Raw genomic sequence first — 24,264 nt, 5'->3', positions numbered from 1 at the left:
ACGACGACGGATGCCCCGGGGCGGCGCGCGCCCCGGGGCATCCGCTCAGGCCCCGACCGCCGCGCGGGCGCGCACCTCGCGGGTGGCGTCGATGATGTTGCGCAGCGAGGCGACCGTCTCGTCGTAGCCGCGCGTCTTCAGGCCGCAGTCGGGGTTCACCCAGACCTGGCGGAGCGGCAGCGAGTCCGCCGCGCGCTCGAGCAGCTCGGTGACCTCTGCGACGCTCGGCACGCGCGGCGAGTGGATGTCGTAGACGCCCGGGCCGACGCCGTGGTCGAAGCCGCTCGTGCGCAGGTCGTCGACGACCTCCATGCGGCTGCGCGCCGCCTCGATGCTCGTCACGTCGGCGTCGAGCGCGCGGATCGCGTCGATCACCACGCCGAACTCCGAGTAGCAGAGGTGGGTGTGCACCTGCGTGGCCGTCGCCGCGCCGCCGGTCGCGAGGCGGAACGCGCCGACCGACCAGTCGAGGTACGCCGGCTGGTCGGCGCGCTTCAGCGGCAGCAGCTCGCGCAGCGCCGGCTCGTCGACCTGGATGATGCGGATGCCGGCGGTCTCGAGGTCGGCGATCTCGTCGCGCAGCGCCAGCGCCACCTGGTTCGCCGTGTCGCCCAGCGGCTGGTCGTCGCGCACGAACGACCATGCGAGGATCGTCACGGGCCCGGTGAGCATGCCCTTGACGGGCTTGTCGGAGAGCGACTGCGCGTACCGCGACCACTCGACCGTCATCGGCTCGGGGCGGGACACGTCGCCCCAGAGGATCGAGGGGCGCGTGCAGCGGCTGCCGTACGACTGCACCCAGCCGTGCTCGGTCACGGCGAAGCCGTCGAGCAGCTCGGCGAAGTACTGCACCATGTCGTTGCGCTCCGGTTCGCCGTGCACCAGCACGTCGAGTCCGATCTCCTCCTGGAGGCGGATGACGCGCTCGATCTCCGCGCGCATCAGGGCCTCGTAGCCGGCGTCGTCGAGCTCGCCGCGCGCGTGGCGGGCACGGGCACGACGGATGTCGCCGGTCTGCGGGAACGACCCGATCGTGGTCGTGGGCAGCACCGGCAGGTCGAGCTCGGCCTGCGCCGCGACGCGCGCCTCGTAGTCGGCCCGGGTGCCCGCGTCGGCGTCGAGTGCGGCGAGGCGGTCGCGCACCGCGCCGTCGCGCACGCCCGCGGCGCCGCTGCGGTCGGCGAGGGCGGCGGTGGCGGCGGCGAGCTCGTCGGCGATCGCGTCCGCTCCCCCGGCGAGGCCGCGGGCGAGCACGGCGACCTGCGCGACCTTCTGGTCGGCGAAGGCGAGCCAGGAACGCAGCCGCGCGTCGAGCGCGGTCTCGTCGTCGACGTCGTGCGGCACGTGCAGCAGCGACGTCGAGGTCGACACCGCGAGCGCGGCGCCGAGGTCGCGCACCGACTCGGCCGCGGTCAGGGCGGCGGCGAGGTCGCCGCGCCAGACGTTGTGGCCGTCGACGACGCCCGCGACGATCGCCTTGGTCGCGAGGCCGGCGCGGGTGACGTCATCGAGGCCGACCGGCGCGCTGCCGCGCACGAGGTCGAGTCCGATCGCCTCGACCGGGCTCGCGGCGAGCACGGGCAGCGCCGCGTCGAGCGCGCCGTAGGGCGCGGCGACGAGGATCGAGGGGCGGGCGGATGCCCCGCCGAGCACCTCGTACGCGCGGGCGAGGGCCGCACGCGCGTCGGCCGGGTCGACGTCGATGCTCTCCGACACCAGCGCCGGTTCGTCGAGCTGCACCCACTCGGCGCCCGCGTCGGCGAGCCGCGAGAGGAGCTCGACGTACACCGGCAGCAGGTCGTCCAGGCGGTCGAGCGGCCGGAAGGAGGCATCCGAGCCCTCGGCGGCCTTGCTCAGCAGCAGGAGGGTCACCGGACCGACCACGACGGGCCGGGTCACGAGGCCCGCCCCGCGCGCCTCGGCGACCTCGCGCACGATGCGGTCGTCGGCGAGGCGGAACGCGGTGTCGGCCGCGATCTCGGGCACCAGGTAGTGGTAGTTCGAGTCGAACCACTTCGTCATCTCGAGGGGGGCCTTCTCGCCCTCGCCGCGCGCGATGGTGAAGTAGGCGTCGAGGCCGACGCGGCCGGAGTCGTCGACCAGGTCGGCGAAGCGCTCGGGGATCGCGCCCACCGCGACGGCGGCGTCGAGCACCTGGTCGTAGTACGAGAACGACTCGGGGATCGACGAGTCGTCGGCGCCGAGGCCGAGCGCCTGCAGCCGCTCGCGGGTCGCGGCGCGCAGCTCGGCGGCGGTGCGCTCGAGCTCCGCCTCGTCGATGCGGCCGCTCCAGAAGGACTCGACGGCGCGCTTGAGTTCGCGTCGGCGCCCGATGCGGGGGTAGCCGAGGATCGTGCCGGTCGGGAAGGTCGTGCGGGTCATGCGTGCTCCGTGAGGGACGTGGGCCGGGCGGCCCGGGGCGGGAAGAGGTCGAGCTCGGCCAGCACGCCGAGCACCGCCTCGTGGTGGTTGAAGGTGTACAGGTGGAGTCCGGGGGCGCCGCCGTCGACGACGCCGCGCGCGAGGTCGGCGGCGAAGCGCATGCCGATCTCGCGCTGGGCGGCCTCGTCGGGCTCGATCTCGAGCGCGATCGCGAGGTCGTCGGGCGCGGGCACGCCCGTGAGCTCGGTCAGCCGCGCGAGCCGCTTCGGCGAGACGACGGGCATGATGCCGGGCAGGATCGGGATGGTCACGCCGCCGGCTCGGGCGAGCTCGACGAAGCCGAGGTAGTCGTCGGCGTGCCAGAACAGCTGCGTGATCGCGAGGTTCGCGCCCGCGACCTCCTTCGCGAGCAGCGCGTCGACGTCCTGCCGGCGGTTGGCCGAGCGCGGATGCCCCGTGGGGAACGTCGCGACCGCGACGCGCTCCGGCCGCGGGCGGTCCTCGATGCGCCGCGCCTTCGGCGCACCCGGCACGCCGAGCTGCGCGAACGGCTCCCGCTCCTCCTGCACCCGGTGGATGAGCTGCACCAGCTCGGCCGACGACCCGAGGTCGCCCAGCCCGTCGCCCTCGGCCGCGCCGGCCGGCGGGTCGCCGCGGAGGGCGAGGAAGCTCGTGATGCCCGCGTCGAGGAACTCGCGCACCAGGCGGTTGGCCTCCGCGTGCGACGAGCCGACGCAGGTCAGGTGCGCCATGGGCTCGACCTGCGTCTGCTCCAGGATGTACCGCAGCACCGTGAGCGACCGCTCGCGCGACGAGCCGCCGGCGCCGAACGTCACGGAGATGAACGCCGGGTCGGCCTCGGCGAGGCGGTCGATGGTGCGGCCGAGGGCGATGGCGGCGGCGTCCGAGCGCGGCGGGAACAGCTCGAACGACACGGGCACCCGCCGCACGGCGGCGTCGTCGTGCGGTCGGAATCGGCCGGTCTCGGACATCGGGTCCTCATCGTCTGGGGGCGACGGGACGCACGGCAGGCCGCGGTCCCGACGCGAAGTGGTCGGGCGCTCGCGGGCGGGTGCCGGGCTCGGCGGTCGCTCCACGCGACGGGCCGGGCCCGTCGCAACGATCGTTCTCGACGATACGCCTGCGGGCGCGCGGCGTCTCCCCCGTGACCGAATGTGACGGCGGGCGTTCAGGAGGCGGCGGTCGTTCAGGAGGCGGCGAAGCGGGTGCGCACGCACCGGCCCGCGTTCCGGGACGCTCCGCGGGAAATCAGCGTCGGTACACGTTCGCGGAGATCTCCACCGCGTCGTCGGGGATCGGATGGTGGTCGGCGTGCACGGTGTACGACCCGACGACGCCTCCCGTGGTCATCGGACCGGCCTCGCCGCCGCAAGCGACGAACCACTCCTCCGCGGCCGAGACGATGACCAGGCACACGGTGCCCTCCTCGGCGCCGCGTGCCAGCCAGAGCCGCGTGCCGTCGTCGTCGCCGACGTACCGGCTCGACTCGATGTCGAGGTCGCGGGAGGCGTACTCGGGCAGCGAGGCGGGCAACGCGTCCTGGCGGGTCGCCTCCCCGCCGAGGTCCGAGTAGGGGTGCGCCTCCGCGCCGCACGCGCTCAACGCGAGCACGGCGGCCCCGACGGCGAGCACGGACCACGATCGCCTGGACGCCATGGCCGAATGATGCCAGACGGCGTCCGCGTCGAAGCAGATCGATCCACATCGCTCGCGCGGATCATCGGGCGGAGCGCCGGCCGGCGCGCACGGCCTAGTCGGTGACGGATGCGGCGGGGCGCACCGAGTACCCCGCGAGCTGCGCGGCGAGCTCCGGATTGGCGAGGGCGCGCACGTGCGTGCCGTCGTCGCGGTAGTCGACCTCGAGCACGCGCCCGGCCTCGTGCAGCGTCGAGACGATGTCGCCGCGGTCGTACGGCACGAGCAGGTCGACCTCGACCGACGGGTCGGGGATGCGGTCGGCGATGGCCTGCAGCAGCTCGGGGATGCCGGCGCCGGTGCGGGCCGAGGCGAAGACCGCCTCGGGCTCGAGGCCGCGCAGCACGAGCCGCTCCTCGTCGTCGATGAGGTCGGACTTGTTGAAGACCACGAGCTCGGGGATGTCGCGGGCGCCGAGCTCGCCGATGACGTCGCGCACCGTCGCGAGCTGGCTCGCCGGGTCGGGGTGCGACGCGTCGACCACGTGCACGATCAGGTCGGAGTCGCCGACCTCCTCGAGCGTCGAGCGGAACGCCTCGACGAGCTGGTGCGGGAGGTTCCGCACGAACCCGACGGTGTCGGCGATCGTGTACAGGCGGCCGTCGGGCGTCTGGTTGCGGCGCACGGTCGCGTCGAGCGTCGCGAACAGCGCGTTCTCGACGAGCACGCCGGCACCGGTGATGCGGTTGACGAGGCTCGACTTGCCGGCGTTGGTGTACCCGGCGATCGCGACCGACGGCACCGCGTTGCGGCGGCGGTTCGCGCGCTTGGCCTCGCGGGCCGGCTTCATGGCCGCGATCTGCTTGCGCAGGCGCGACATGCGGGTGTGGATGCGGCGGCGGTCGAGCTCGATCTTCGTCTCACCCGGTCCGCGCGAGCCCATGCCGGCGCCCGCGCCGCCCACCTGGCCACCGGCCTGGCGGGACATCGACTCGCCCCAGCCGCGCAGGCGCGGCAGGAGGTACTCGAGCTGGGCGAGCTCGACCTGCGCCTTGCCCTCGCGGCTCTTGGCGTGCTGGCTGAAGATGTCGAGGATCACGGCCGTGCGGTCGATCACCTTCACCTTCACCACGTCCTCCAGCGCGCGCCGCTGGCTGGGCGCGAGCTCGGTGTCGGCGATCACGGTGTCGGCCTCGAGGGAGGCCACGATCATGCGCAGCTCCTCGGCCTTGCCGCGGCCGAGGTACGTGCTCGGATCGGGGTGCGGCCGACGTTGCAGCAGCCCGTCGAGCACGCGGGCGCCCGCGGTCTCGGCCAGCGCCGAGAGCTCGCGCAGCGAGTTCTCGGCGTCGCGCTGCCCGCCCTGCGGGTGCACGCCGATGAGCACGACGTTCTCGAGCCGCAGCTGCCGGTACTCGACCTCGGTGACGTCCTCGAGCTCGGTCGACAGGCCCGAGACGCGACGCAGCGCCGCGCGGTCCTCGCGGTCGAACTGGTCGCCGTCGAAGCCCTCGTCGCCGGTCGCGCCCGACAGCGTGCCGTGCACCTGCAGCGCGCCGGCCCGGCCGTCGAACAGGCTGAAGCCGCGCGCGTGCGCATCGCCGTGGGCGAGCACGCGCTCCACGGCGTCGTCGGCGTCCAGCCGTTCGTCGGTACGATCCATCGCGTTAACCCTAGTTCCCATCTCTGCGTTAGGTTCCCTCTATGGCGTCGGACCACTACTTCTCGTCGCAGCCCGCCAGCGCCGCCGCCCGTCGCCCGCTCACCGTGCGGCTGTCCGGCCGCGAGGTGCGGCTCACGACCGCATCCGGCGTCTTCAGCCCCGACCGCATCGACCACGGCACCCAGGTGCTGCTGGCCAACACCCCCGCACCACCGGGCGACGGCGCCCTGCTCGACCTCGGCTCCGGCTGGGGGCCGATCGCGCTGACGCTGGGCATCGAGTCGCCCGACGCGGACGTCTGGGCGGTCGACGTGAACGAACGCGCCCTCGACCTCGTGCGCCGGAACGCCGCCGACCTCGGGCTCCCCCGTGTCAACGCCGCACTGCCCGACGATGTTCCCGATGACCTGCGGTTCCGCACCATCTGGTCGAACCCGCCCATCCGCATCGGCAAGCAGGAGCTGCACGAGATGCTGCTGCACTGGCTGCCCCGCCTCGCCGACGACGGCGACGCCTGGCTCGTGGTGCAGCGCAACCTCGGCTCGGACTCGCTCCAGCGCTGGCTGCAGGAGACGCTGCCCGAGTTCGCGGTCGATCGCGCCGCGACCGGGAAGGGCTACCGGGTGCTGCACGTGCACCGGCACGCCGCCTAGCGGCGCGCCTCAGTCGAGCGTCAGCACCCCGTCGAAGACGAGCTCTGCCGGGCCCGCGAGCGCCACGTGCTCGCCGTCGTCGGCCGCGACCATGCGGACGCCCAGGATGCCGCCCGGCACCTGCACGCGCCACTCGTCCGGCGCGCCCGCGCCGGCCCAGTGCCGCACCGCGAGCGCGGCGGCGACCGCGCCGGTGCCGCATGAGAGCGTCTCGCCCGAGCCGCGCTCGTGCACGCGCATGCGGATGCGGCCCACGCCGTCGACCACGAGCGGCTCGCCGGGCACGACGAACTCGACGTTGGCGCCGTGCTTCGGGGCGGGCTCCAGCACCGGCACGAACGACAGGTCGATCGACTCGAGCTCGTCGTCGTCGGCGACCGCGACGACCACGTGCGGGTTGCCCACGTCGACGCCGAGGCCGGGACGGGCGACCGGCAGCTCCTTGGCCCGCACGAGCGGCTCGCCGCCCTCGAGCCGCCACCGGCCGAGGTCGGCCTGGAAGCCGGTCGCGTTCGCGAGCACCGCGTGGACGCCGGTGCGCGTGCCGATCGGCAGCGTCGCCCCGGGCTCGAGCTCGACGAGCCCCTGCTGCAGCAGGTACCGCGCGAAGACGCGGATGCCGTTGCCGCACATCTCGGCGATCGACCCGTCGGCGTTGCGGTAGTCCATGAACCACTCCGCGGCGGGGTCCTCCGCGAGCGCCGCGGCGCCGTCGTCGAGCGCGCGCGAGCGCACGGCGCGGATCACGCCGTCGGCGCCCACGCCGAACCGGCGGTCGCAGATGGCGGCCACGCGCTCGGGCGTGAGGTCGAGCTCCCCGTCGGGGTCGGAGACGAGGACGAAGTCGTTGCCCGTGCCCTGGCCCTTGGTGAACGGCAGATCGAACGGCATGCCGATCAGTCTAGGGTCGCCAGGCGACGCAGGTGCGCGTCGCGCGCCCCGGCATCGGTGGCATCCACCACGACCTCGTCGCGGGAGCGCTTGAACCAGCCGACCTGCCGGCGGGCGTAGCGGCGCGTGAGCGCCTGGGTCTCGGCGATCGCGTCGGCCCGGGGCATCCGCCCGTGCACCTCGGCGATCGCCTGGGCGTACCCGATGGCCCGGCTCGCGGTGACCCCGCGCTCGATGCCGAGCGGCATCAGCCCGCGCACCTCGTCGACGAGTCCGTCGCGCCACATGCCCTCGACCCTGGCGTCGAGCCGGGGCACCAGCACCTCGCGGTCGACGTGCAGGCGCAGCACCTCGTGCGCGGTCCAGGGCACCGGTTCGTCGGGCAGCCGGGCGGCGGCCGGCTCCCCGGTCACCTCGATCACCTCGAGCGCGCGGACGATGCGGCGCGCGTTGTGCGGTCCGACGGCCTCCGCCGTGGGCGCGTCGAGCTCGACCAGGCGACGGTGCAGCGCGGCACGCCCGTCGCGCTCGAGCTCGGCCTCGAGTCGGGCGCGCACCTCGGCATCGGTGCCGGGGAACTCGAACCCGTACAGCACCGACGAGACGTAGAGGCCGGATCCGCCGACGAGCAGCGGCACCGCGCCGCGCGCACGGACGGCGGTGATCGCCGCGCGCGCGTCGTGCTGGTAGGCGGCGACGGATGCCTCGTCGGTGACGTCGAGCACGTCGAGCAGGTGGTGCGGCACGCCGCGGCGCTCGTCGGCGGCGAGCTTCGCGGTGCCGATGTCCATGCCGCGGTACAGCTGCATCGCGTCGGCGTTCACGACCTCGGCCGCGCCGCCGCGCGCGGCGATCGCCTCGGCCAGGTCGAGCGCGAACTCCGACTTGCCGGTACCGGTCGCGCCGACGACCGCGATCAGGGTCACGTCAGCGGGTCTCGTCCACCACGCGCACGGTCGGCAGGCCGAGGGAGACCGCCCCGGCGCCCGAGCCGCCGGCCGGTGCGGGCACGCCGCAGCTGTCGGCCTGCGCGCGGTCCCAGGCGTCGCCGGCGCGGGTGCGGCGGATGCGCAGCGGCGCGCCGTCGGGCGAGTCGGCGAGGAGATGGAACGGCGCGGCTTGCGTGACCGTGACCGTGACGACGTCGCCGGGCCGCGGCACGTCCGAGCCTGCGGGCACCTCGAAGTGCACGAGCCGGCTGTCCTCCGCACGACCCGACATGCGGTGGGTCTCGGCGTCCTTCTTGCCCTCGCCGGTGGCGACGAGCAGGTGGACCTCGCGGCCGACGACGGCCCGGTTCTCCTCCAGGCTGATGCGCTCCTGCAGCGCGATCAGACGATCGTAGCGCTCCTGCACGACCTCCTTCGGCACCTGGTCGTCCATGGTCGCGGCGGGCGTGCCCGGCCGGATCGAGTACTGGAACGTGAAGGCCGAGGCGAACCGTGCGGCCTCGACCACGCGCAGCGTCTCCTGGAAGTCCTCCTCGGTCTCGCCCGGGAAGCCGACGATGATGTCGGTGCTGATCGCCGCGTGCGGGATGCGCTCGCGCACCCGCTCGAGGATGCCGAGGAAGCGCTCGCTGCGGTAGGAGCGGCGCATGGCCTTCAGGATGCGGTCGGAGCCCGACTGCAGCGGCATGTGCAGCTGGGGCATGACGGTGGGCGTCTCGGCCATGGCGTCGATGACGTCGTCGGTGAACGCGGCCGGGTGGGGACTGGTGAACCGGATGCGCTCGAGGCCGTCGATGCGCCCGGCAGCGCGCAGCAGCTTGCCGAACGCCTGGCGGTCGCCGAACTCGACGCCGTAGGAGTTCACGTTCTGGCCGAGCAGCGTGACCTCGATCGCGCCGTCGTCGACGAGCGCCTGCACCTCGGCGAGGATGTCGCCGGGCCGGCGGTCCTTCTCCTTGCCGCGCAGCGACGGCACGATGCAGAACGTGCAGGTGTTGTTGCAGCCGACCGAGATGGAGACCCAGCCGCTGTAGCTGGAATCGCGCTTGGTCGGGAGCGTCGACGGGAAGGTCTCGAGCGCGTCGAGGATCTCGAGCTGGGCCTCGTCGTTGTGGCGGGCGCGCTCGAGCAGCCGCGGCAGCGCTCCCATGTTGTGCGTGCCGAAGACGACGTCGACCCACGGCGCCTTCTCGAGGATGGTGCTCGTGTCCTTCTGGGCGAGGCAGCCGCCGACGGCGATCTGCATGCCCTCGTGGCGGCGCTTGACGCCCGCGAGGTGGCCGAGGTTGCCGTAGAGCTTGTTGTCGGCGTTCTCGCGCACGGCGCAGGTGTTGATCACGACCACGTCGGGCTCGGCGCCCGCGGCGGGGACGTACCCGGCCGCCTCGAGCGAGCCGCTCAGTCGCTCGGAGTCGTGCACGTTCATCTGGCAGCCGAAGGTGCGCACCTCGTACGTGCGCGCGCGGCCGGCGCCGTCGACCGCGGCACTCGACCCCTCGATGACCGTCGGCGTCTCGGTGATGCTGCTCATGATGCGCACCAGTCTACGATTCGCACCGGCCCGCCGGCGCCGCGGACCTCAGGCGTGCGTGCCCTGGAGCGCGGTGGAGACGGCCTCGCGCACCACGTCGCCCGAGTAGCCGCGCCGCTGGAGGTACCCGGAGAGGCGGCGTGCGGCGGCGGCGCGGTCGACCGAGCCCAGCCGGCGCGCGCGCTCGACCGCCAGTTCGACCGCACGTGCGCGCTCGTCGTCGGCGTCGAGCCCCTCGACCACCTCGCGTGCGAGGCCGGAGTCGACGCCGCGTCGGTGGAGTTCGGCGAGCACGGCTCCGGTGCCGTAGCCTTTGCGGTCGACGAGCGAAGCCGCGAGCTGGTCGGCGAACGAGCGGTCGTCGAGGTAGCCGAGTCGCTCGTAGCGGGCGATCCAGCCGTCGACGTGCTCGGCCCCGACCTCCTGGTCGAGCAGCAGCCGCCGCACCTCCGAGACCGACAGCGACGAGCGCCGCAGTCGTGCGAGCACGACCCGGTCGACGCGGTCGTCGTCGGCGCCGTCGCGCCCGTCGGGGTCGTCGCCGACGACGGGCACGGCCCACGCGGCGTCGTGCGACTCCTGCTCCTCGGGCCCGGGGTCGCCCGCGCCGACCCGGGCGACCGCGTCGCCGTCGGCGGACGCCGATCGGGTACCGCCCGGGACGACGCCCCAGAGCCCGCCCGGCCCCGGCGCGCCGGCATCGGGCGCCGATCGCCTCGGCACCGCGGGCGCGTCCGCCGTGTCGGCATCGGGCCGCACCCACGGCAGGTAGGCGACCGGGGCGATCGCGTCGCCGCGATCGCCCCGGTCGGCGCGGGGGTGGGTCATGCGCCCTTCCGCGCGCCGAGCTTGCCCTGGATGGACTCGACGTTGCCGCCGGCCTCGCCCATCGGGATGCCCTTCGCGCCGATGCCGAGCTTGGTCAGGATCTTCTGCTCGATCTCCTCGGCGATGTCGGGGTTCTTGATCAGGAAGTTGCGGGCGTTCTCCTTGCCCTGACCGAGCTGGTCGCCGTCGTACGTGTACCAGGCGCCGGACTTCTTGACGATCCCCTGGTCGACGCCGTAGTCGATCAGGCTGCCCTCGCGGGAGATGCCGACGCCGTAGAGGATGTCGAACTCGGCCTGCTTGAACGGCGGGGCCATCTTGTTCTTCACGACCTTCACGCGGGTGCGGTTGCCGACCGCGTCGCCGCCGTCCTTCAGGGTCTCGATGCGGCGGATGTCGAGTCGCACCGAAGCGTAGAACTTCAGCGCCTTGCCGCCCGCGGTGGTCTCCGGACTGCCGAAGAACACGCCGATCTTCTCGCGCAACTGGTTGATGAAGATCGCGGTGGTCTTGGTCTGGTTCAGTCCACCGGTGATCTTGCGCAGCGCCTGCGACATGAGTCGCGCCTGCAGGCCGACGTGCGAGTCGCCCATCTCGCCCTCGATCTCGGCGCGCGGCACGAGCGCCGCGACGGAGTCGATGACGACCAGGTCGATCGAGCCCGAGCGGATCAGCATGTCGGCGATCTCGAGCGCCTGCTCACCGGTGTCGGGCTGGGAGACGAGCAGGGCGTCGATGTCGACGCCCAGCTTCTTGGCGTAGTCGGGGTCGAGCGCGTGCTCCGCGTCGATGAACGCCGCGATGCCGCCGGCGCGCTGCGCGTTCGCGATCGCATGGAGCGTGAGGGTCGTCTTACCCGACGACTCCGGGCCGTAGATCTCGATGATGCGGCCGCGCGGGAGTCCGCCCACGCCGAGCGCGACGTCGAGCGCGATGGACCCGGTGGGGATGATCTCGACGGGGGCGCGGTCTTCGCTGCCGAGGCGCATCACCGAGCCCTTCCCGAACTGGCGGTCGATCTGCGCGAGAGCCGTCTCGAGGGCCTTCTCGCGGTCTGCGGGTGAGGGCATGTGCTGTCTCCTTCGTCTCGGTGCTGCTGCCTGTAGGCTGTCGCTCCGCGCCCGGGCCGTGACCCGGGTCACCTCGTCGACAAGGCGTGGTGCGGTGTGATCCGACGTCGTTCACGCTACGCACCACGTCCGACATCGATCGGATGCAGCGCCGTGTTCGCTCGCGACGCGCGGACCTTCCCGCCTGTTGAGGAGACTACGCCGCAGAACCGAACACGTGTTCGAGCGACACGCCGCGTGTCGGGACGGATTCCTCGAACATCCGCCCGCCCGCGTCAGCGACGCTGGTCGAGGCGGCCGACGCCGTAGCGGCGGTGCTCGGGCACCTCGGTGGCCGCGCACAGCGCGATCCAGACCTCTCGGGCCGGCACGCCGTCGGACAGCGCCTGCTCCGCCGTGCGCCCGCCGAGCGCCGGCAGCACGAGGTCGCCCACGACCACGCGGCCGTAGCCGGCGCCGAATTCGTCGTCGACCGCCACGCGGAACTCGCTGAGCTTCACGAACCCTCCCGGAAACGAGAACGACCGGCCCGCGGGCCGGTCGTCGCTCTCTGTCGATGCGTCGCGGTCAGCGCACCATCATGTCGGCGTCGAAGCCGGCCACGAACTCGTCGGGGACCGTGTCGGGGATCGGGTCGATGCCCTCGATCACGGCGAGACGGTCGCCGACCTCGCGCATGATGGTGGAGATCGGCGTCTCGAGCGCCTCCGCCACCGAGGCGAGGATCTCGGACGAGGCCTCCTTCTGGCCGCGCTCCACCTCGCTGAGGTAGCCGAGCGCGACGCTCGCCTTGCTCGCGACCTGGCGGAGGGTACGACCCTTCTGCAGACGGAAGTCCCTCAGCACATCGCCGATTTCCTGACGTACCAGAACCATCGGGAACCTCCTTCTCTCTGCCCATCGGCCGCTCCGGCCGAAGCGGGACCGGCCGCCGGAGCGTCTGGTTCCCGTCCTACGACTTTAGCGTCGCACACTGGGCTTTGCGTGTGAATGCCGTACATGTAACGGCGTGTTAACGCCGGATATTCCGCACCTCGTCGAGCGCAGCGGCGATCGCCGCGTCCACCGTCGCGGCGCGGATCGCGGCCCGCTCCCCCGGCAGCGCGAGCTCGAGCGCGCGTGCGCCGCGCGCCGACGCGACGCCGACGAACACGGTGCCGGCGCGTTTCCCCGCCTGCGGGTCGGGACCGGCCACCCCGGTCGTGGCGATCCCGAGGTCGGCCGGCGCACCGCCCACCGCGCACGCGCGTCGGACGCCCTCGGCGAGCTGTCGTGCGACGTCGGGATCGACCGGGCCGCGCTCGGCGAGCAGCCCCGCGTCCACGCCCAGCAGGTCGTGCTTCAGCTGGGTCGCGTACGCCACGATCCCTCCGGTGAAGACGGCGGATGCCCCGGGGACGTCGACGATGCGCGACGCCAGCAGCCCGCCGGTGAGCGACTCGGCCACCGCGATCGTCATGCCGCGGGCGGCGAGCTCGCCCACGAGCGTCCGGGCGTCCGACGTCGTCGCGCCCGCGGGCGTCGCGTCCTCAGGCATCCGCCCCGGTGCGCCGCAGCCGCACGGCATCGACGAGGTAGACCGCACCCGACCACACCGTGAGCACCAGCGCGACCCCCATGGCGAACCAGTTCAGCCAGAGCACCCAGTCGCCGACGATGAGCCACGTGGGCGTGAGCGCAAGCGAGATCGCGACCGCCTGCACGACCGTCTTCAGCTTCCCCCCGCTCGAGGCCGGCACGACGTTGCCGCGTCGGAGCTCGACGAACCGCCACACCGTGATGCCCACCTCGCGGACGACGATCACGATGGTGACCCACCACCACAGCTCCCCGAGGATCGACAGGCAGACCAGCGCACCGCTCGTCAGCAGCTTGTCGGCGATCGGGTCGAGGATCTTGCCCAGGTCGGTCACGAGCCCGCGGCTGCGTGCGATGTGGCCGTCGAGGCCGTCGGTCGAGATCGCCACGATGAACACCACGGCCGCGATCCAGCGCAGCGGGCCGTCGTCGCCGCCGTCGGCGAGCAGCATCCAGAAGAAGAACGGCGCCATCAGGATGCGCACCGCCGTGATGGCGTTCGGGAGGTTCCAGTTCGCCGATCGGGTCGGGCTGTCGGCGTCGCTCATGCGGCAAGGATACCGGTCGGCTCAGTCACGCCCGGTGAGTCCCCAGGCGTCCTCGTCCGAACCGGCGTCGACCTCCTCGCGCCCGGCCGACATGGCCGCGACCGGGTCGCCGTCGTACGGCTCCGCGGGGGCGGCGGATGCCGCGGGGCGATGCTCGGCCGGCTCGTCGCCGCGCAGCCTGGCGAGCACGCCGGGCAGCTGCTCGGCCGTGACGAGCACGTCGCGCGCCTTCGAGCCCTCGGAGGGGCCGACGATCTCTCGCGACTCCAGCAGGTCCATCAGGCGCCCGGCCTTGGCGAACCCGACGCGGAGCTTGCGCTGCAGCATCGACGTCGAGCCGAACTGCGTCGAGACGACGAGCTCCGCGGCCGCGAGCAGCACCTCGAGGTCGTCGCCGATGTCGGAGTCGATCTCCTTCTTCTCGACGACCGCCTCGACGTCCTTGCGGTACTCGGGCCTGGCCTGCCGGGTGACGTGCTTGACGACCTTCTCGATCTCGGACTCGCTGACCCACGCGCCCTGCACGCGGATCGACTTCGACGCGCCCATCGGCAGGAACAGGCCGTCGCCCTGGCCGATCAGCTTGTCGGCCCCCGGCTGGTCGAGGATGACCCGGGAGTCGGTGACGCTGGTCACCGCGAACGCGAGCCGCGACGGCACGTTCGCCTTGATGAGGCCGGTCACGACATCGACCGAGGGCCGCTGCGTCGCGAGCACCAGGTGGATGCCCGACGCGCGCGCGAGCTGCGTGATGCGCACGATGGAGTCCTCGACGTCGCGCGGGGCGACCATCATGAGGTCGGCGAGCTCGTCGACGACGACCAGCAGGTACGGGTACGGCTTCAGGCTGCGCTGGGAGCCCTCGGGCAGCACGATCTCGTCGTTGACCACGGCCTTGTTGAAGTCGTCGATGTGGCGGAACCCGAACGACGCGAGGTCGTCGTACCGCATGTCCATCTCCTTCACGACCCACTGCAGCGCCTCGGCCGCCTTCTTCGGGTTCGTGATGATGGGCGTGATCAGGTGCGGCACCCCGGCGTACGGGGCGAGCTCGACGCGCTTCGGGTCGATCAGCACCATGCGCACGTCGGCGGGCTTGGCACGCATCAGCAGGCTCGTGATCATCGAGTTCACGAAGCTCGACTTGCCCGAGCCGGTGGAGCCGGCGACCAGCAGGTGGGGCATCTTCGCGAGGTTCGCGACCACGTAGCCGCCGCCGACGTCCTTGCCGACGCCGATGGTCATCGGATGCGTGCTGCCCGACGCGGTGGACGAGCGCAGCACGTCGCCCAGGGTGACGATCTCGCGGTCGGAGTTCGGGATCTCGACGCCGATCGCGCTCTTGCCCGGGATCGGCGAGAGGATGCGCACCTCGTTCGACGCGACCGCGTACGAGAGGTTCTTCGACAGCGCGGTGACCCGCTCGACCTTCACGCCCGGCCCCAGCTCGATCTCGTACTGGGTCACGGTCGGGCCGCGCGAGAAGCCGGTGACCTTCGCATCGACGCCGAACTGGTCGAGCACGTGGGTGATCGCACGCACGACCTCGTCGTTCGCCGCCGAGCGCGACTTCGCGGGCGCCCCGGCGGCGAGGGTCGAGGCCGCGGGCAGGTGGTACGGATGCTGCGCCTCGGGCTCGCTCGCAGCGGGCAGCGCCTCGGGGTCGAAGCCCGACGCGTCACCGCCCGCACCGCCGAAGCCCGGCAGCACCTCGGTCGCGCCGTCGGCCTGCAGGCCGGTCGCGGGGGCACCGCCGCCGAACTGCTGCAGCGCGGACTCGGCCCGCTGCAGGTCGCCCTCGACCTGCGCGCCGTAGTCGGGGGCCGGCGGCGTCTCGATCGCCGACTCGAACCCGCCCTCCGAGGTGCCATCGCCGAACACCTCGGTCAGCCCGTCGCCGCCTGAATCGAACGCCGGGTCCTCCTCGCGGTTCGACGCGTTGCGGCGCCACCACGGCAGCACGCCCGGCGACGACGGCTCGTCCTCGTCGTCGACGCCGTCGAGCTCGACCTGGGCGGTCTTGCGGCCGCGCTTCGGCTTCGCCGGGGCATCCGAGGCCTCGGACTCGTCGATGGTCGCACCGAACAGCCAGCGGTACAGCTCCCCCAGTCGCGAACCGATGCGGTTCGGCGGGGTCTTCGTGATGATCAGCACCGAGAGCAGCAGGAGCACGATCACGATCGCGGTCGCGCCGATGTCGGTGGTCAGCAGGATGAGCGGCTGCGCGAGCATCCAGCCGAGGATGCCGCCCGCCGTGGCGAGCACCTCCATGCCCTCGCTCGGGTCGGGCTGGCCGCCGAAGACGTGGCAGAGCGCCGAGACGCTGATGAGCAGCAGCCACAGCCCGATGCCGATGCGCGTGTTGTCGTGCACCGAGCTCGGGTGCCGGAACAACCAGATCGCGAAGACCAGCAGGATCACCGGCAGGGCGAACGCCACGCGGCCGAGCAGGCCGCCGAACGTCCACGCGTCGATGGCCTGTGCGACGGGCTCGTTGATGAGGAACCACTCGACGACGGCGCCGGCGATCGCCAGCAGCACGAGGAAGAACGGCAGGCCGTCGCGGCGGTCCTCCTTCGCGAGCGTCTCCGGGCCGAGGGCGCGCGCCGCGCCGCCCGCCACGTGGGCCATGCCCATCCAGGCGCGGACGAGCAGCGGATCGCGGTTCGGATCGCGCGTCGAGGCCTTCCCGGCGGGCTTGTTGCGCGCCGGGGCCTGCTTCGCTGCGGGCTTCGCAGTGGTCTTCGTCGTTCCCCGCGACGACGAGCCGCCACGGCCGGACCGCCCGGAGGCGCGACTCGTCGACTTGGTGCTCGTGGCCATGGACTCCACGTTAGGGGCGGCATCCGACTTCGCGCGCGAAGCGGGCGCGAGTGTTCGCGATCGGCGAGCGGACGCGCCGGGGCTCAGGCGAGGCGGCGGATCATGGTCACGCGGGTCGGACGCTCCTCCGCGACCCGGAACCCCTCGCTGCGGTACAGCGACTCGGCGAAGTTGCCGCGCTCGACGCTCAGCGCCAGCCGGGCGTACCCCGAGGCGCCCGCGAGGCGCACCAGCTCGCGCATGAGCGCGCGGCCGACCCCCATGCCGCGCCACAGCGGGCGCACGCCGATGATGAGCTCGGGCACGCCGGTCGCCACGTAGCCGTGCGCCGCGTCGTCCTTCGTGAAGATGCGGTACCAGGCGGCGCCGATCGCCTCGCCCTCGTCGTCCTCGGCGACCACCCCGACGTCGCCCGGGCGCATCCAGCCCGAGACGTAGTGCACGTGCGCCGGGTCACTCAGCACGGAGACCTTCGGACGGGCGCGCGCCGCGTGCCAGTTCGCCGCCTCGACCACCATCTCGGCGAGGAAGGGCCCGTCGGCCGGAACCGCCGGGCGCAGGGAGAACGCTGCCGCCATGCACGGATGCTACGCCCGGGGTGTTTCGCGGCGGTTTCCGCCCGCTGTACGGCGCCCGGGGGCGAGGCGATGGCGAGCGGATGCGACGGGGCGCACGTCGCCCCGTCGCATCCGATCGGTCTCAGGCCTCGATGACGAGGGGCACGAGCATCGGGCGACGGCGCAGCTTGCGGCTCACCCACGCCCCCACCGTGCGACGCACGACCTGCTGGAGCGCGTGGCTGTCGCGGACGCCGTTGTGCGCCGCATCCGCCAGTGCCTTCTCGATCTTCGGCTTCACGTCGTCGAACACCTTGTCGTCCTCGGCGAAGCCGCGCGCGTGGATCTCCGGGCCGCTGATGACGCGGCCCGTGGCGGCGTCGACCACGACGATCACCGAGATGAAGCCCTCCTCGCCGAGGATGCGGCGGTCCTTCAGGTCGGCGTCGGTGATCTCGCCCACCGTCGAACCGTCGACGTAGACGAAGCCCAGGTCGAGCTGGCCCGCCCGGCGCACCCTGCCGTCCTTCAGGTCGAAGACGCTGCCGTCCTCGCCGAGGAACACGTTCTGCGGCGGCACGCCCGTGTCGATCGCGAGGGCCGCGTTCGCCGCGAGGTGCCGGTACTCGCCGTGGATCGGCAGCACGTTCCTCGGCTTCAGGATGTTGTAGCAGTAGAGCAGTTCGCCCGCGGCGGCGTGGCCCGACACGTGCACCTTCGCGTTGGCCTTGTGCACGACGTTCGCGCCGAGCTTCGTGAGGCCGTCGATCACGCGGTACACGGCGTTCTCGTTGCCCGGGATGAGGCTCGAGGCGAGGATCACCGTGTCGCCCTCCCCCACCTCGATCTGGTGGTCGAGGTTCGCCATGCGGCTGAGCACCGCCATCGGCTCGCCCTGCGAACCGGTCGACATGTAGACGATCTTGTCGTCGGGGATGTCGCCCGACTTCTTGTAGTCGACGAGCACGCCCTCGGGCACGTTCAGGTAGCCCAGGTCGGCGGCGATCGTCATGTTGCGCACCATCGAGCGGCCGAGCAGCGCCACCCGACGGCCGTTCGCGTGCGCGGCGTCGAGCACCTGCTGCACGCGGTGCACGTGGCTCGAGAAGCTCGCCACGATGACGCGTCGCTCGGCGCGCGAGATGACCTGGTCGAGCACGGGGCCGATCGAGCGCTCGAGCGGCGTGAAGCCCGGCACGTCGGCGTTCGTCGAGTCGACGAGGAACAGGTCGACGCCCTCGGTGCCGAGGCGTGCGAACTCGCGCAGGTCGGTGAGGCGGCCGTCGAGCGGCAGCTGGTCCATCTTGAAGTCGCCGGTCGCGAGCACCTTCCCGGCGCTCGTCGTGATCGCCACCGCCAGCGCGTCGGGGATCGAGTGGTTCACCGCGATGAACTCGAGGTCGAACGGCCCGAGCGACTCGCGCTGCCCCTCGCGCACCGTGAGGCTGTAGGGCTGGATGCGGTGCTCCTTGAGCTTCGCCTCGACCAGCGCGAGCGTCAGGCCCGAGCCGATCAGCGGGATGTCGGCGCGCAGCTTCAGCAGGTACGGCACGGCGCCGATGTGGTCCTCGTGGCCGTGCGTGAGCACGACGCCCACCACGTCGTCGAGGCGGTCGCGCACGGGCGCGAAGTCGGGCAGGATCAGGTCGACCCCGGGCTGGTGCTCCTCGGGGAACAGCACCCCGCAGTCGACGATGAGGATCTTGCCGTCGATCTCGAAGGTGGTCATGTTGCGACCCACCTCGCCGAGTCCTCCGACGGGGGTCACGCGCAGCGTGCCGGGCTCGAGGGGTGCGGGTTCGACGATCTCGCCCTGCATGGGGCCTCCTGTGGTCAGTGCTCCGACGAGCCGCGTGCCGCTCGGGGCATCCGTCTCGCCTCGCTCATGGACGTGGCGGATGCCATGGCGGCACTCGTCACGATGTTCGGTTGTGTGCGGACGCCCCGGCAGGGGCATCCGTCACCGGGTGGTGCCTGCGATCTTCGGCAGGGCGCCGCCGGCGGCGGCATTGCGGTCGGGGCGGAAGTGCCGGAAGTCGACACCCGGGAGGCCGTGCACGAGGTCGATCTCGTCCTCGATCAGCGCCGCCTCCCACTCCTCGGGCCCCACGAGGGGAAGTCTGACGCGCGGGCTGCCGATGCGGCCGAGCCCGTGCAGGATGTACTTGGCCGCGACCGTGCCCGGCACATGCGTCATGACGGCGCGCACGAGCGGCTCGAGCTGCCGGTGCGCGGCGGTCGCGGTCTTCAGGTCGCCCGCGTTCACGGCGTCGACGATCGTGCGGTACGGGGCGGGGACGATGTTCGCGGTCACGCCGATGAGGCCGGTCGCCCCGATCGACAGGTGCGGCAGCACGTTCGCGTCGTCGCCCGAGAAGTACATGAGGTCGGTCTGGTTGAGCACGCGGCTCACCTCGGAGAAGTCGCCCTTGGCGTCCTTGATCGCGAGGATGTTCGGGTGCTTGGCGACGCGCAGGATCGTCTCGTACTTGATCGGCACGCCGGTGCGGCCGGGGATGTCGTAGAGGATCACGGGCAGGTCCGTGGCATCCGCCACCATGCGGAAGTGGGTGAGGATGCCCGCCTGGGTCGGCTTGTTGTAGTACGGCGTGACGATCATGATGCCGTCGGCGCCGGCCTGCTCGCTCTTCTGGTAGAGCTCGATCGCGTGCGCGGTCTCGTTCGAGCCGCCGCCCGTGATGATCTTCGCGCGCCCCGCCGCGACGTCCTTGCCGACCTCGACGAGGCGGATCTTCTCCGGGTCGGTGAGGGTCGAGGTCTCGCCGGTGGTGCCGGTCACGACGATCCCGTCGGCGCCTTCGGCGATGACGTGGTCCATGTGCCGCTCCACCGCGGGCCAGTCGACCTCGCCGTCCGCCGTCATCGGCGTGACGAGTGCGACGAGCACCTGTCCGAAGGGGTTGTCCGGGGAAGTCACGGACTACAGGCTATCGCTCCCGCGGCCTGCGGCGCGTGCCGCGCCGTCGCGCCGCAGCGTGCCGTCGGCGGCCGACCTCGACTCACGGGCCGAATGGAGGAGGAATCGCCCGACACGCCGGGGCCCGGCGCCCTCAGCGGCGGTTTCCCCTCCGATCGGTACCGCGCAGGTGCAGCCCTGCGTCGATCTTGGCGAGGATGGCTCCACGAACCGATGGCCAGTCGTGCACGATCTGCGCGTAGTCGAACCGCAACGTGTCGAACCCGAGTGCCGCCGCGGCCGCGTCGCGCACGAGGTCGCGATGGCGGTGCGACGCGCCGTCGTGGTTGTCGCGCCCGTCGGCCTCGAGGATCAGCCGGTCGCCGACGACGAAGTCCACTCGCCCGACGGTGGGGATGTCGACCTGCGACCGGATCCGCAGCCGGTACGGTCGGAGCCGGTAGCGCAGGACGGACTCGAGGCCGCTGTCGGCGTCGGATCGGGCGTCGTCGACCAGCGGTCGGGCCCAGGAGGGTACGCGGTCGCGCAGGCTCGCGACGCCGGCCGCGTCGATCTTCCTCAACCGCCGTGCCGACTCCAGGCACACGAAGAACTCCTCCGGACCGGCGCATGCGAGCACCTGGTGGAGGACTTCGACGATCGACGCGACCGGTCGGCGGCCACCCGTCCAGTGCAGGACGCATGCGCAGTCCGGATGCGTGCGCGAGTGACCGTTCGGCGGCATCGAGACGTGGAGCCGGTCGTCGTCGCACAGCACCCAGAGCCCGATGGACCGGGCGGCCGAGAGGCATCCGAGCGCGCCGCCGTGGCGCACGGCCGCCGCGACGTCGGGTTCGAGGTCGGGCACGCCGTAGACCGCGGAACGGAGCCGGACGACCGCGCCGTCGGCGACGGCCCGGGCCAGCGCATGACGATCGACGCCCGCGGCCGCGAGTTCGGCGGTGCCCGCCACCCCGCCGAGGTCGCGGCAGGTGCGCTGTACGAGGTGAGGTGCGATCACGCCCAGCAGCGTGGCGCGCTGACATGACGCGAGCGGGCTCGGCGGCCGGTCCGCGCTGCTGCACGCGGCACGACCGGTTGTGGAGGACGGGCCGATGGCGGAACGGAGGAGAAACGCGGGAACGGTGACGCGCGTAACGGCGTGTCGGCGAACTCGTCCTTCGATCCGCCATGCGCGGCGGCCGCCGGTCAGCGGGTGAGGGTGTCGAAGCGGTAGCGGAGGCCGGAGGCGGCCGCGTGCCACCCCGAGGGCGGGTCGGATGCCTCCGGGCGCCAGTGCGGGCCGATGGGCGGGGCGTGCGTGTCGCCGTCGACGGCCGCGTCGATGCGCGTGACCTCGAGGCGGTCGGCGACCTCGATGGTCTGGCGGTAGAGCTCGGCGCCGCCGATGACCCAGATGCGGGACGGCGGTGCGGACGAGCCGGCCGCTGGCGCGGGGGGCTCGGTGGCAGTGGGAGCGGGCGCTGCGGCGGGGTCGAGCGCAGGCGCAGCGGCGGGGTCGAGCGCAGGCGCAGCGGCAGGGTCGAGCGCAGGCGCAGCGGCAGGGTCGAGCGCAGGCGCAGCGGCGAGGGCGAGGGCGGCGGGCACGGATGCGGCGTGCTCGGCGCCGTCGAAGGCGGCGGCCGGGTCGCGGGAGACGACGATGTTGCGGCGCCCGGGGAGCGGGCGGAACCTCGGGGGCAGCGACTCCCAGGTGCGGCGGCCCATGATCACCGGGGCGCCGCGGGTGACGTCGCGGAAGTGCGCGAGGTCCTCGGGGAGGTGCCACGGCATGACGCCGTCGCGGCCGATCACGCCGCCGCGGGCCTCGGCCCAGATCAGGCCGATTGGCGGCAGCGCACGCGCACGCGCGGGCGCGGGCTCAGGGGCAACCGTCATACCGCGACCGCGGCGCGGATCGCGGGATGGTGGACGTAGTCGCGCACCTCGAGGTCCTCGAACTCGTAGTCCGAGATCGACGGGCGGTCGGCGGTGATGCGCAGCGTCGGGTACGGGTACGGGTCGCGCGTGAGCTGCTCGCTCACCTGCTCGACGTGGTTGTCGTAGATGTGGCAGTCGCCGCCGGTCCAGACGAAGTCGCCCACGCCGAGGCCGGTCTGCGCGGCGACGAGGTGGGTGAGCAGCGCGTACGAGGCGATGTTGAACGGCACGCCGAGGAAGAGGTCGGCGCTGCGCTGGTAGAGCTGGCACGACAGCTTGCCGTCGGCGACGTAGAACTGGAACAGCGCGTGGCAGGGCGCGAGCGCCATGTCGGGGATGTCGGCCGGGTTCCACGCCGAGACGACGAGGCGGCGCGAGTCGGGCGAGATGCGGATCTGCTCGATGACCTGCGCGAGCTGGTCGATGTGCGCGCCCGACGGGGTCGGCCACGACCGCCACTGCACGCCGTAGACGGGGCCGAGGTCGCCCGAGGCATCCGCCCACTCGTCCCAGATCGTGACGCCGTGCTCCTGCAGCCAGCGCACGTTCGAGTCGCCGCGCAGGAACCAGAGCAGCTCGTACGCGACCGACTTGAAGTGCACGCGCTTGGTGGTGATGAGCGGGAAGCCCTCGGCGAGGTCGAAGCGCAGCTGGCGGCCGAACACGCTGCGCGTGCCGGTGCCGGTGCGGTCGGACTTCGGCGTGCCGCCGGCGAGCACCTCGCGCAGCAGGTCTTCGTACGGGGTCTGGATGACTGCGGCCACGCCCCGATGGTAGCCCCGCCCCGGCCCGACGACGAGGGGGCGGATGCGGCGCGTCATCGTCCGTCACACTCGGGTGTCGTTCAGGCGCACCCCGCTACATTCGGGTGCATGGACCTCCTGCTCGCATTCGGCATCGCCGCGGCGCTCGTCGCCGTCGCGTCGATCGCCGGCATCGCCCTCAAGCGGCGCGAGGGGCGGGCGTCCGACGCCAAGGGCGAGTGGGCGGATGCCTCCGAGCTCGCCCTCGACGCGCTGCCCGTCCGCGCCACGCTGCTCCAGTTCTCGTCCGAGTACTGCGCGCGCTGCCCGGGCACGGCGCGGGCCCTCGGCGAGATCGCCGGCGACGACCACGAGCTCGCCCACGTCGAGCTCGACGTCGCGGCGCACCCCGAACTCGCCGCGCGGTTCCGCGTCACCCAGACGCCGACCGTCGTCGTGCTCGGCTCGGACGGCCACGCGCTGCGCCGCTTCTCCGGCGCCCCGCGACGTGCCGACGTCTCCGCAGCACTCCCCCCGACCCCCGAGCACCCGAGGAACCTCCGTGTCGCGTGACCAGATCGACCCCCGCGGGCCGCGCTTCGGCGCCGCCATCACCTCGGTGCTGCTGCTGGTCGTGATCGTGCTCGACCTCGCGGGAGCGGGGCTCGCCGCGCTGCTGCTGCTCGCCGCGCTCGTGGCGTTGTTCGCGTGGGGCGCCTTCGCGGGCATCCGCCGCCACCCCTGGGGCCTCATCTTCAAGACCTTCGTGCGCCCGCGCCTCGCTCCCCCGTCGGAGCTGGAGGACCCGCGCCCCCCGACCTTCGCGCAGGGCGTGGGCTTCGCCGTCACCGCGGCCGGCCTGCTGCTCGCGCTGCTCGGCGTCGACGGAGCGGTGTGGATCTCGGCGGCGATCGCGTTCTTCGCGGCCTTCCTGAACGCGGCGTTCGACGTCTGCCTCGGCTGCCGCCTCTACGCGCTGCTGGTGCGCGCGCGCATCGTCCGCACCTCCTGACGCGCCGGCGACCGGCCGGGACGCGCCACCCCCTCCACAGCCGGGACGCCCGCGGCTAGGCTGAGGCCACCGCGACGAGGAGGAGACACACCATGGCAGCAGTGACGAGCGAGGCCACCACCGTCTGGAAGGGCAGCCTCATCGAGGGTTCCGGCAGCGTGCACCTCGACTCCACCGACTCGGCGACGTTCCCCGTGAACTGGGCGGCGCGCTCGGCGGGGGTGCGCGACACCACCAACCCCGAGGAACTGCTCGGCGCGGCGCACTCGTCCTGCTTCTCGATGGCACTGTCGCACGCGCTGGCACAGGCCGGCCACACGCCCGAGAGCATCCAGACCACCGCCGCGGTCACCTTCGAGGCCGGGCGCGGCGTGCTCGGCAGCCACCTGCTCGTGAGCGCGCGGGTCCCGGGGCTGAGCGAGGAGGAGTTCGAGGCGTTCGCGGAGGACGCCAAGGCGAACTGCCCGATCTCGCAGGCGCTCGCGGGCATCCCCATCACGATCGAGGCCGAACTCGCCTGA

24 protein-coding genes are annotated in these 24,264 nt (G+C 72.8%); 4 read left to right on the top strand and 20 right to left on the bottom strand.

Features of this window, described 5'->3' with window-relative positions; genetic code table 11:
- Positions 1–45: 45 nt before the first annotated feature.
- The 4 genes from metE to hflX form a co-directional block, all read right to left on the bottom strand.
- Positions 46–2,382 carry a 5-methyltetrahydropteroyltriglutamate--homocysteine S-methyltransferase gene (metE, locus tag ABZK10_RS12575; protein WP_353809544.1) on the bottom strand — a complete coding sequence of 779 codons (2,337 nt, stop codon included), beginning with the start codon at positions 2,380–2,382 and terminating at the stop codon, positions 46–48.
- Complete coding sequence (locus tag ABZK10_RS12570; RefSeq protein ID WP_353809543.1) at positions 2,379–3,374, bottom strand: methylenetetrahydrofolate reductase; 996 nt, start codon at positions 3,372–3,374, stop codon at positions 2,379–2,381. Before ABZK10_RS12570 ends, metE begins: the two co-directional genes overlap by 4 nt.
- A gap of 277 nt (positions 3,375–3,651) precedes the next feature.
- Positions 3,652–4,059, bottom strand: a complete 408-nt coding sequence (locus tag ABZK10_RS12565) for a hypothetical protein (protein WP_353809542.1) — start codon at positions 4,057–4,059, stop codon at positions 3,652–3,654.
- Positions 4,060–4,153: 94 nt separating this feature from the next.
- The gene (gene hflX, locus ABZK10_RS12560) at positions 4,154–5,701 is read right to left on the bottom strand and encodes a GTPase HflX (RefSeq protein WP_353809541.1); all 1,548 of its coding nucleotides are present in this window, start codon (positions 5,699–5,701) and stop codon (positions 4,154–4,156) included.
- A gap of 41 nt (positions 5,702–5,742) precedes the next feature.
- Here hflX and ABZK10_RS12555 point away from each other — a divergent pair, with 41 nt between their 5' ends.
- A complete protein-coding gene (locus ABZK10_RS12555) occupies positions 5,743–6,354 on the top strand; it encodes a class I SAM-dependent methyltransferase (RefSeq protein WP_353809540.1) in 612 nt (203 codons plus the stop codon).
- 9 nt (positions 6,355–6,363) lie between these two features.
- Here ABZK10_RS12555 and dapF read toward each other — a convergent pair whose 3' ends face one another.
- The 16 genes from dapF to ABZK10_RS12475 all read right to left on the bottom strand — a co-directional run bounded on the left by dapF (position 6,364) and on the right by ABZK10_RS12475 (position 22,809).
- On the bottom strand, positions 6,364–7,245 hold the full coding sequence (dapF, locus tag ABZK10_RS12550; protein WP_353809539.1) for a diaminopimelate epimerase: 882 nt from the start codon (positions 7,243–7,245) through the stop codon (positions 6,364–6,366).
- Between the two features lie 5 nt (positions 7,246–7,250).
- Complete coding sequence (gene miaA / locus ABZK10_RS12545) at positions 7,251–8,171, bottom strand: tRNA (adenosine(37)-N6)-dimethylallyltransferase MiaA (protein ID WP_353809538.1); 921 nt, start codon at positions 8,169–8,171, stop codon at positions 7,251–7,253.
- A gap of 1 nt (position 8,172) precedes the next feature.
- Positions 8,173–9,726, bottom strand: a complete 1,554-nt coding sequence (gene miaB, locus ABZK10_RS12540; RefSeq protein ID WP_353809537.1) for a tRNA (N6-isopentenyl adenosine(37)-C2)-methylthiotransferase MiaB — start codon at positions 9,724–9,726, stop codon at positions 8,173–8,175.
- Positions 9,727–9,774: 48 nt separating this feature from the next.
- Positions 9,775–10,554: a regulatory protein RecX gene (locus tag ABZK10_RS12535; protein ID WP_353809536.1), complete on the bottom strand. Its 780-nt coding sequence runs from the start codon at positions 10,552–10,554 to the stop codon at positions 9,775–9,777.
- Entirely contained in the window at positions 10,551–11,624 is a 1,074-nt protein-coding gene (gene recA, locus ABZK10_RS12530; RefSeq protein WP_353809535.1) for a recombinase RecA, read from the bottom strand. Before recA ends, ABZK10_RS12535 begins: the two co-directional genes overlap by 4 nt.
- Before the next feature lie 275 nt (positions 11,625–11,899).
- Positions 11,900–12,124 (bottom strand): DUF3046 domain-containing protein, encoded by a 225-nt coding sequence (locus ABZK10_RS12525; RefSeq protein WP_353809534.1) that lies wholly within the window; start codon positions 12,122–12,124, stop codon positions 11,900–11,902.
- Between the two features lie 67 nt (positions 12,125–12,191).
- Positions 12,192–12,500: a helix-turn-helix domain-containing protein gene (locus ABZK10_RS12520; RefSeq protein ID WP_281881776.1), complete on the bottom strand. Its 309-nt coding sequence runs from the start codon at positions 12,498–12,500 to the stop codon at positions 12,192–12,194.
- A gap of 136 nt (positions 12,501–12,636) precedes the next feature.
- Positions 12,637–13,161: a CinA family protein gene (locus ABZK10_RS12515; RefSeq protein ID WP_353809533.1), complete on the bottom strand. Its 525-nt coding sequence runs from the start codon at positions 13,159–13,161 to the stop codon at positions 12,637–12,639.
- On the bottom strand, positions 13,154–13,750 hold the full coding sequence (pgsA, locus tag ABZK10_RS12510) for a CDP-diacylglycerol--glycerol-3-phosphate 3-phosphatidyltransferase (protein WP_353809532.1): 597 nt from the start codon (positions 13,748–13,750) through the stop codon (positions 13,154–13,156). The genes ABZK10_RS12515 and pgsA overlap by 8 nt, the downstream gene beginning before the upstream one ends.
- A gap of 21 nt (positions 13,751–13,771) precedes the next feature.
- Positions 13,772–16,573 (bottom strand): FtsK/SpoIIIE family DNA translocase, encoded by a 2,802-nt coding sequence (locus ABZK10_RS12505; RefSeq protein WP_353809531.1) that lies wholly within the window; start codon positions 16,571–16,573, stop codon positions 13,772–13,774.
- 83 nt (positions 16,574–16,656) lie between these two features.
- Positions 16,657–17,151 carry a GNAT family N-acetyltransferase gene (locus ABZK10_RS12500; RefSeq protein WP_353809530.1) on the bottom strand — a complete coding sequence of 165 codons (495 nt, stop codon included), beginning with the start codon at positions 17,149–17,151 and terminating at the stop codon, positions 16,657–16,659.
- A 121-nt stretch (positions 17,152–17,272) separates the two neighbouring features.
- Positions 17,273–18,949: a ribonuclease J gene (locus ABZK10_RS12495; RefSeq protein ID WP_353809529.1), complete on the bottom strand. Its 1,677-nt coding sequence runs from the start codon at positions 18,947–18,949 to the stop codon at positions 17,273–17,275.
- A gap of 141 nt (positions 18,950–19,090) precedes the next feature.
- Entirely contained in the window at positions 19,091–20,068 is a 978-nt protein-coding gene (gene dapA, locus ABZK10_RS12490) for a 4-hydroxy-tetrahydrodipicolinate synthase (protein ID WP_353809528.1), read from the bottom strand.
- Positions 20,069–20,201: 133 nt separating this feature from the next.
- Entirely contained in the window at positions 20,202–21,068 is an 867-nt protein-coding gene (locus ABZK10_RS12485) for a DUF559 domain-containing protein (RefSeq protein WP_353809527.1), read from the bottom strand.
- Between the two features lie 188 nt (positions 21,069–21,256).
- Positions 21,257–21,946 carry a dihydrofolate reductase gene (locus tag ABZK10_RS12480; protein WP_353809526.1) on the bottom strand — a complete coding sequence of 230 codons (690 nt, stop codon included), beginning with the start codon at positions 21,944–21,946 and terminating at the stop codon, positions 21,257–21,259.
- Positions 21,943–22,809 carry a thymidylate synthase gene (locus tag ABZK10_RS12475; RefSeq protein WP_436408517.1) on the bottom strand — a complete coding sequence of 289 codons (867 nt, stop codon included), beginning with the start codon at positions 22,807–22,809 and terminating at the stop codon, positions 21,943–21,945. Before ABZK10_RS12475 ends, ABZK10_RS12480 begins: the two co-directional genes overlap by 4 nt.
- Positions 22,810–22,860: 51 nt before the next feature.
- Between ABZK10_RS12475 and ABZK10_RS12470 the strand changes: the two genes are divergently transcribed.
- The 3 genes from ABZK10_RS12470 (at position 22,861) to ABZK10_RS12460 (ending at position 24,264) form a co-directional block, all read left to right on the top strand.
- Positions 22,861–23,304, top strand: a complete 444-nt coding sequence (locus ABZK10_RS12470) for a thioredoxin family protein (RefSeq protein ID WP_353809524.1) — start codon at positions 22,861–22,863, stop codon at positions 23,302–23,304.
- Positions 23,294–23,743: a DUF4395 domain-containing protein gene (locus tag ABZK10_RS12465; RefSeq protein ID WP_353809523.1), complete on the top strand. Its 450-nt coding sequence runs from the start codon at positions 23,294–23,296 to the stop codon at positions 23,741–23,743. Before ABZK10_RS12470 ends, ABZK10_RS12465 begins: the two co-directional genes overlap by 11 nt.
- Before the next feature lie 92 nt (positions 23,744–23,835).
- On the top strand, positions 23,836–24,264 hold the full coding sequence (locus tag ABZK10_RS12460; RefSeq protein WP_353809522.1) for an OsmC family peroxiredoxin: 429 nt from the start codon (positions 23,836–23,838) through the stop codon (positions 24,262–24,264).

The organism is Agromyces sp. SYSU T00194 (assembly GCF_040496035.1).
Taxonomy (GTDB): Bacteria; Actinomycetota; Actinomycetes; order Actinomycetales; family Microbacteriaceae; genus Agromyces; species Agromyces chitinivorans.
The sequence above is the reverse complement of the archived record's forward strand: the minus strand, read 5'-3'. Positions and strand labels throughout refer to the sequence as shown.

Coding starts and splice junctions, on each gene's coding strand:
- metE (WP_353809544.1), bottom strand. CDS start 2,382: ATGACCCGCACGACCTTCCCGACCGGCACGATCCTCGGCTACCCCCGC.
- ABZK10_RS12570 (WP_353809543.1), bottom strand. CDS start 3,374: ATGTCCGAGACCGGCCGATTCCGACCGCACGACGACGCCGCCGTGCGG.
- ABZK10_RS12565 (WP_353809542.1), bottom strand. CDS start 4,059: ATGGCGTCCAGGCGATCGTGGTCCGTGCTCGCCGTCGGGGCCGCCGTG.
- hflX (WP_353809541.1), bottom strand. CDS start 5,701: ATGGATCGTACCGACGAACGGCTGGACGCCGACGACGCCGTGGAGCGC.
- ABZK10_RS12555 (WP_353809540.1), top strand. CDS start 5,743: ATGGCGTCGGACCACTACTTCTCGTCGCAGCCCGCCAGCGCCGCCGCC.
- dapF (WP_353809539.1), bottom strand. CDS start 7,245: ATGCCGTTCGATCTGCCGTTCACCAAGGGCCAGGGCACGGGCAACGAC.
- miaB (WP_353809537.1), bottom strand. CDS start 9,726: ATGAGCAGCATCACCGAGACGCCGACGGTCATCGAGGGGTCGAGTGCC.
- ABZK10_RS12535 (WP_353809536.1), bottom strand. CDS start 10,554: ATGACCCACCCCCGCGCCGACCGGGGCGATCGCGGCGACGCGATCGCC.
- recA (WP_353809535.1), bottom strand. CDS start 11,624: ATGCCCTCACCCGCAGACCGCGAGAAGGCCCTCGAGACGGCTCTCGCG.
- ABZK10_RS12520 (WP_281881776.1), bottom strand. CDS start 12,500: ATGGTTCTGGTACGTCAGGAAATCGGCGATGTGCTGAGGGACTTCCGT.
- ABZK10_RS12515 (WP_353809533.1), bottom strand. CDS start 13,161: ATGCCTGAGGACGCGACGCCCGCGGGCGCGACGACGTCGGACGCCCGG.
- pgsA (WP_353809532.1), bottom strand. CDS start 13,750: ATGAGCGACGCCGACAGCCCGACCCGATCGGCGAACTGGAACCTCCCG.
- ABZK10_RS12505 (WP_353809531.1), bottom strand. CDS start 16,573: ATGGCCACGAGCACCAAGTCGACGAGTCGCGCCTCCGGGCGGTCCGGC.
- ABZK10_RS12500 (WP_353809530.1), bottom strand. CDS start 17,151: ATGGCGGCAGCGTTCTCCCTGCGCCCGGCGGTTCCGGCCGACGGGCCC.
- ABZK10_RS12495 (WP_353809529.1), bottom strand. CDS start 18,949: ATGCAGGGCGAGATCGTCGAACCCGCACCCCTCGAGCCCGGCACGCTG.
- ABZK10_RS12480 (WP_353809526.1), bottom strand. CDS start 21,946: ATGACGGTTGCCCCTGAGCCCGCGCCCGCGCGTGCGCGTGCGCTGCCG.
- ABZK10_RS12475 (WP_436408517.1), bottom strand. CDS start 22,809: ATGACGCGCCGCATCCGCCCCCTCGTCGTCGGGCCGGGGCGGGGCTAC.
- ABZK10_RS12470 (WP_353809524.1), top strand. CDS start 22,861: ATGGACCTCCTGCTCGCATTCGGCATCGCCGCGGCGCTCGTCGCCGTC.
- ABZK10_RS12460 (WP_353809522.1), top strand. CDS start 23,836: ATGGCAGCAGTGACGAGCGAGGCCACCACCGTCTGGAAGGGCAGCCTC.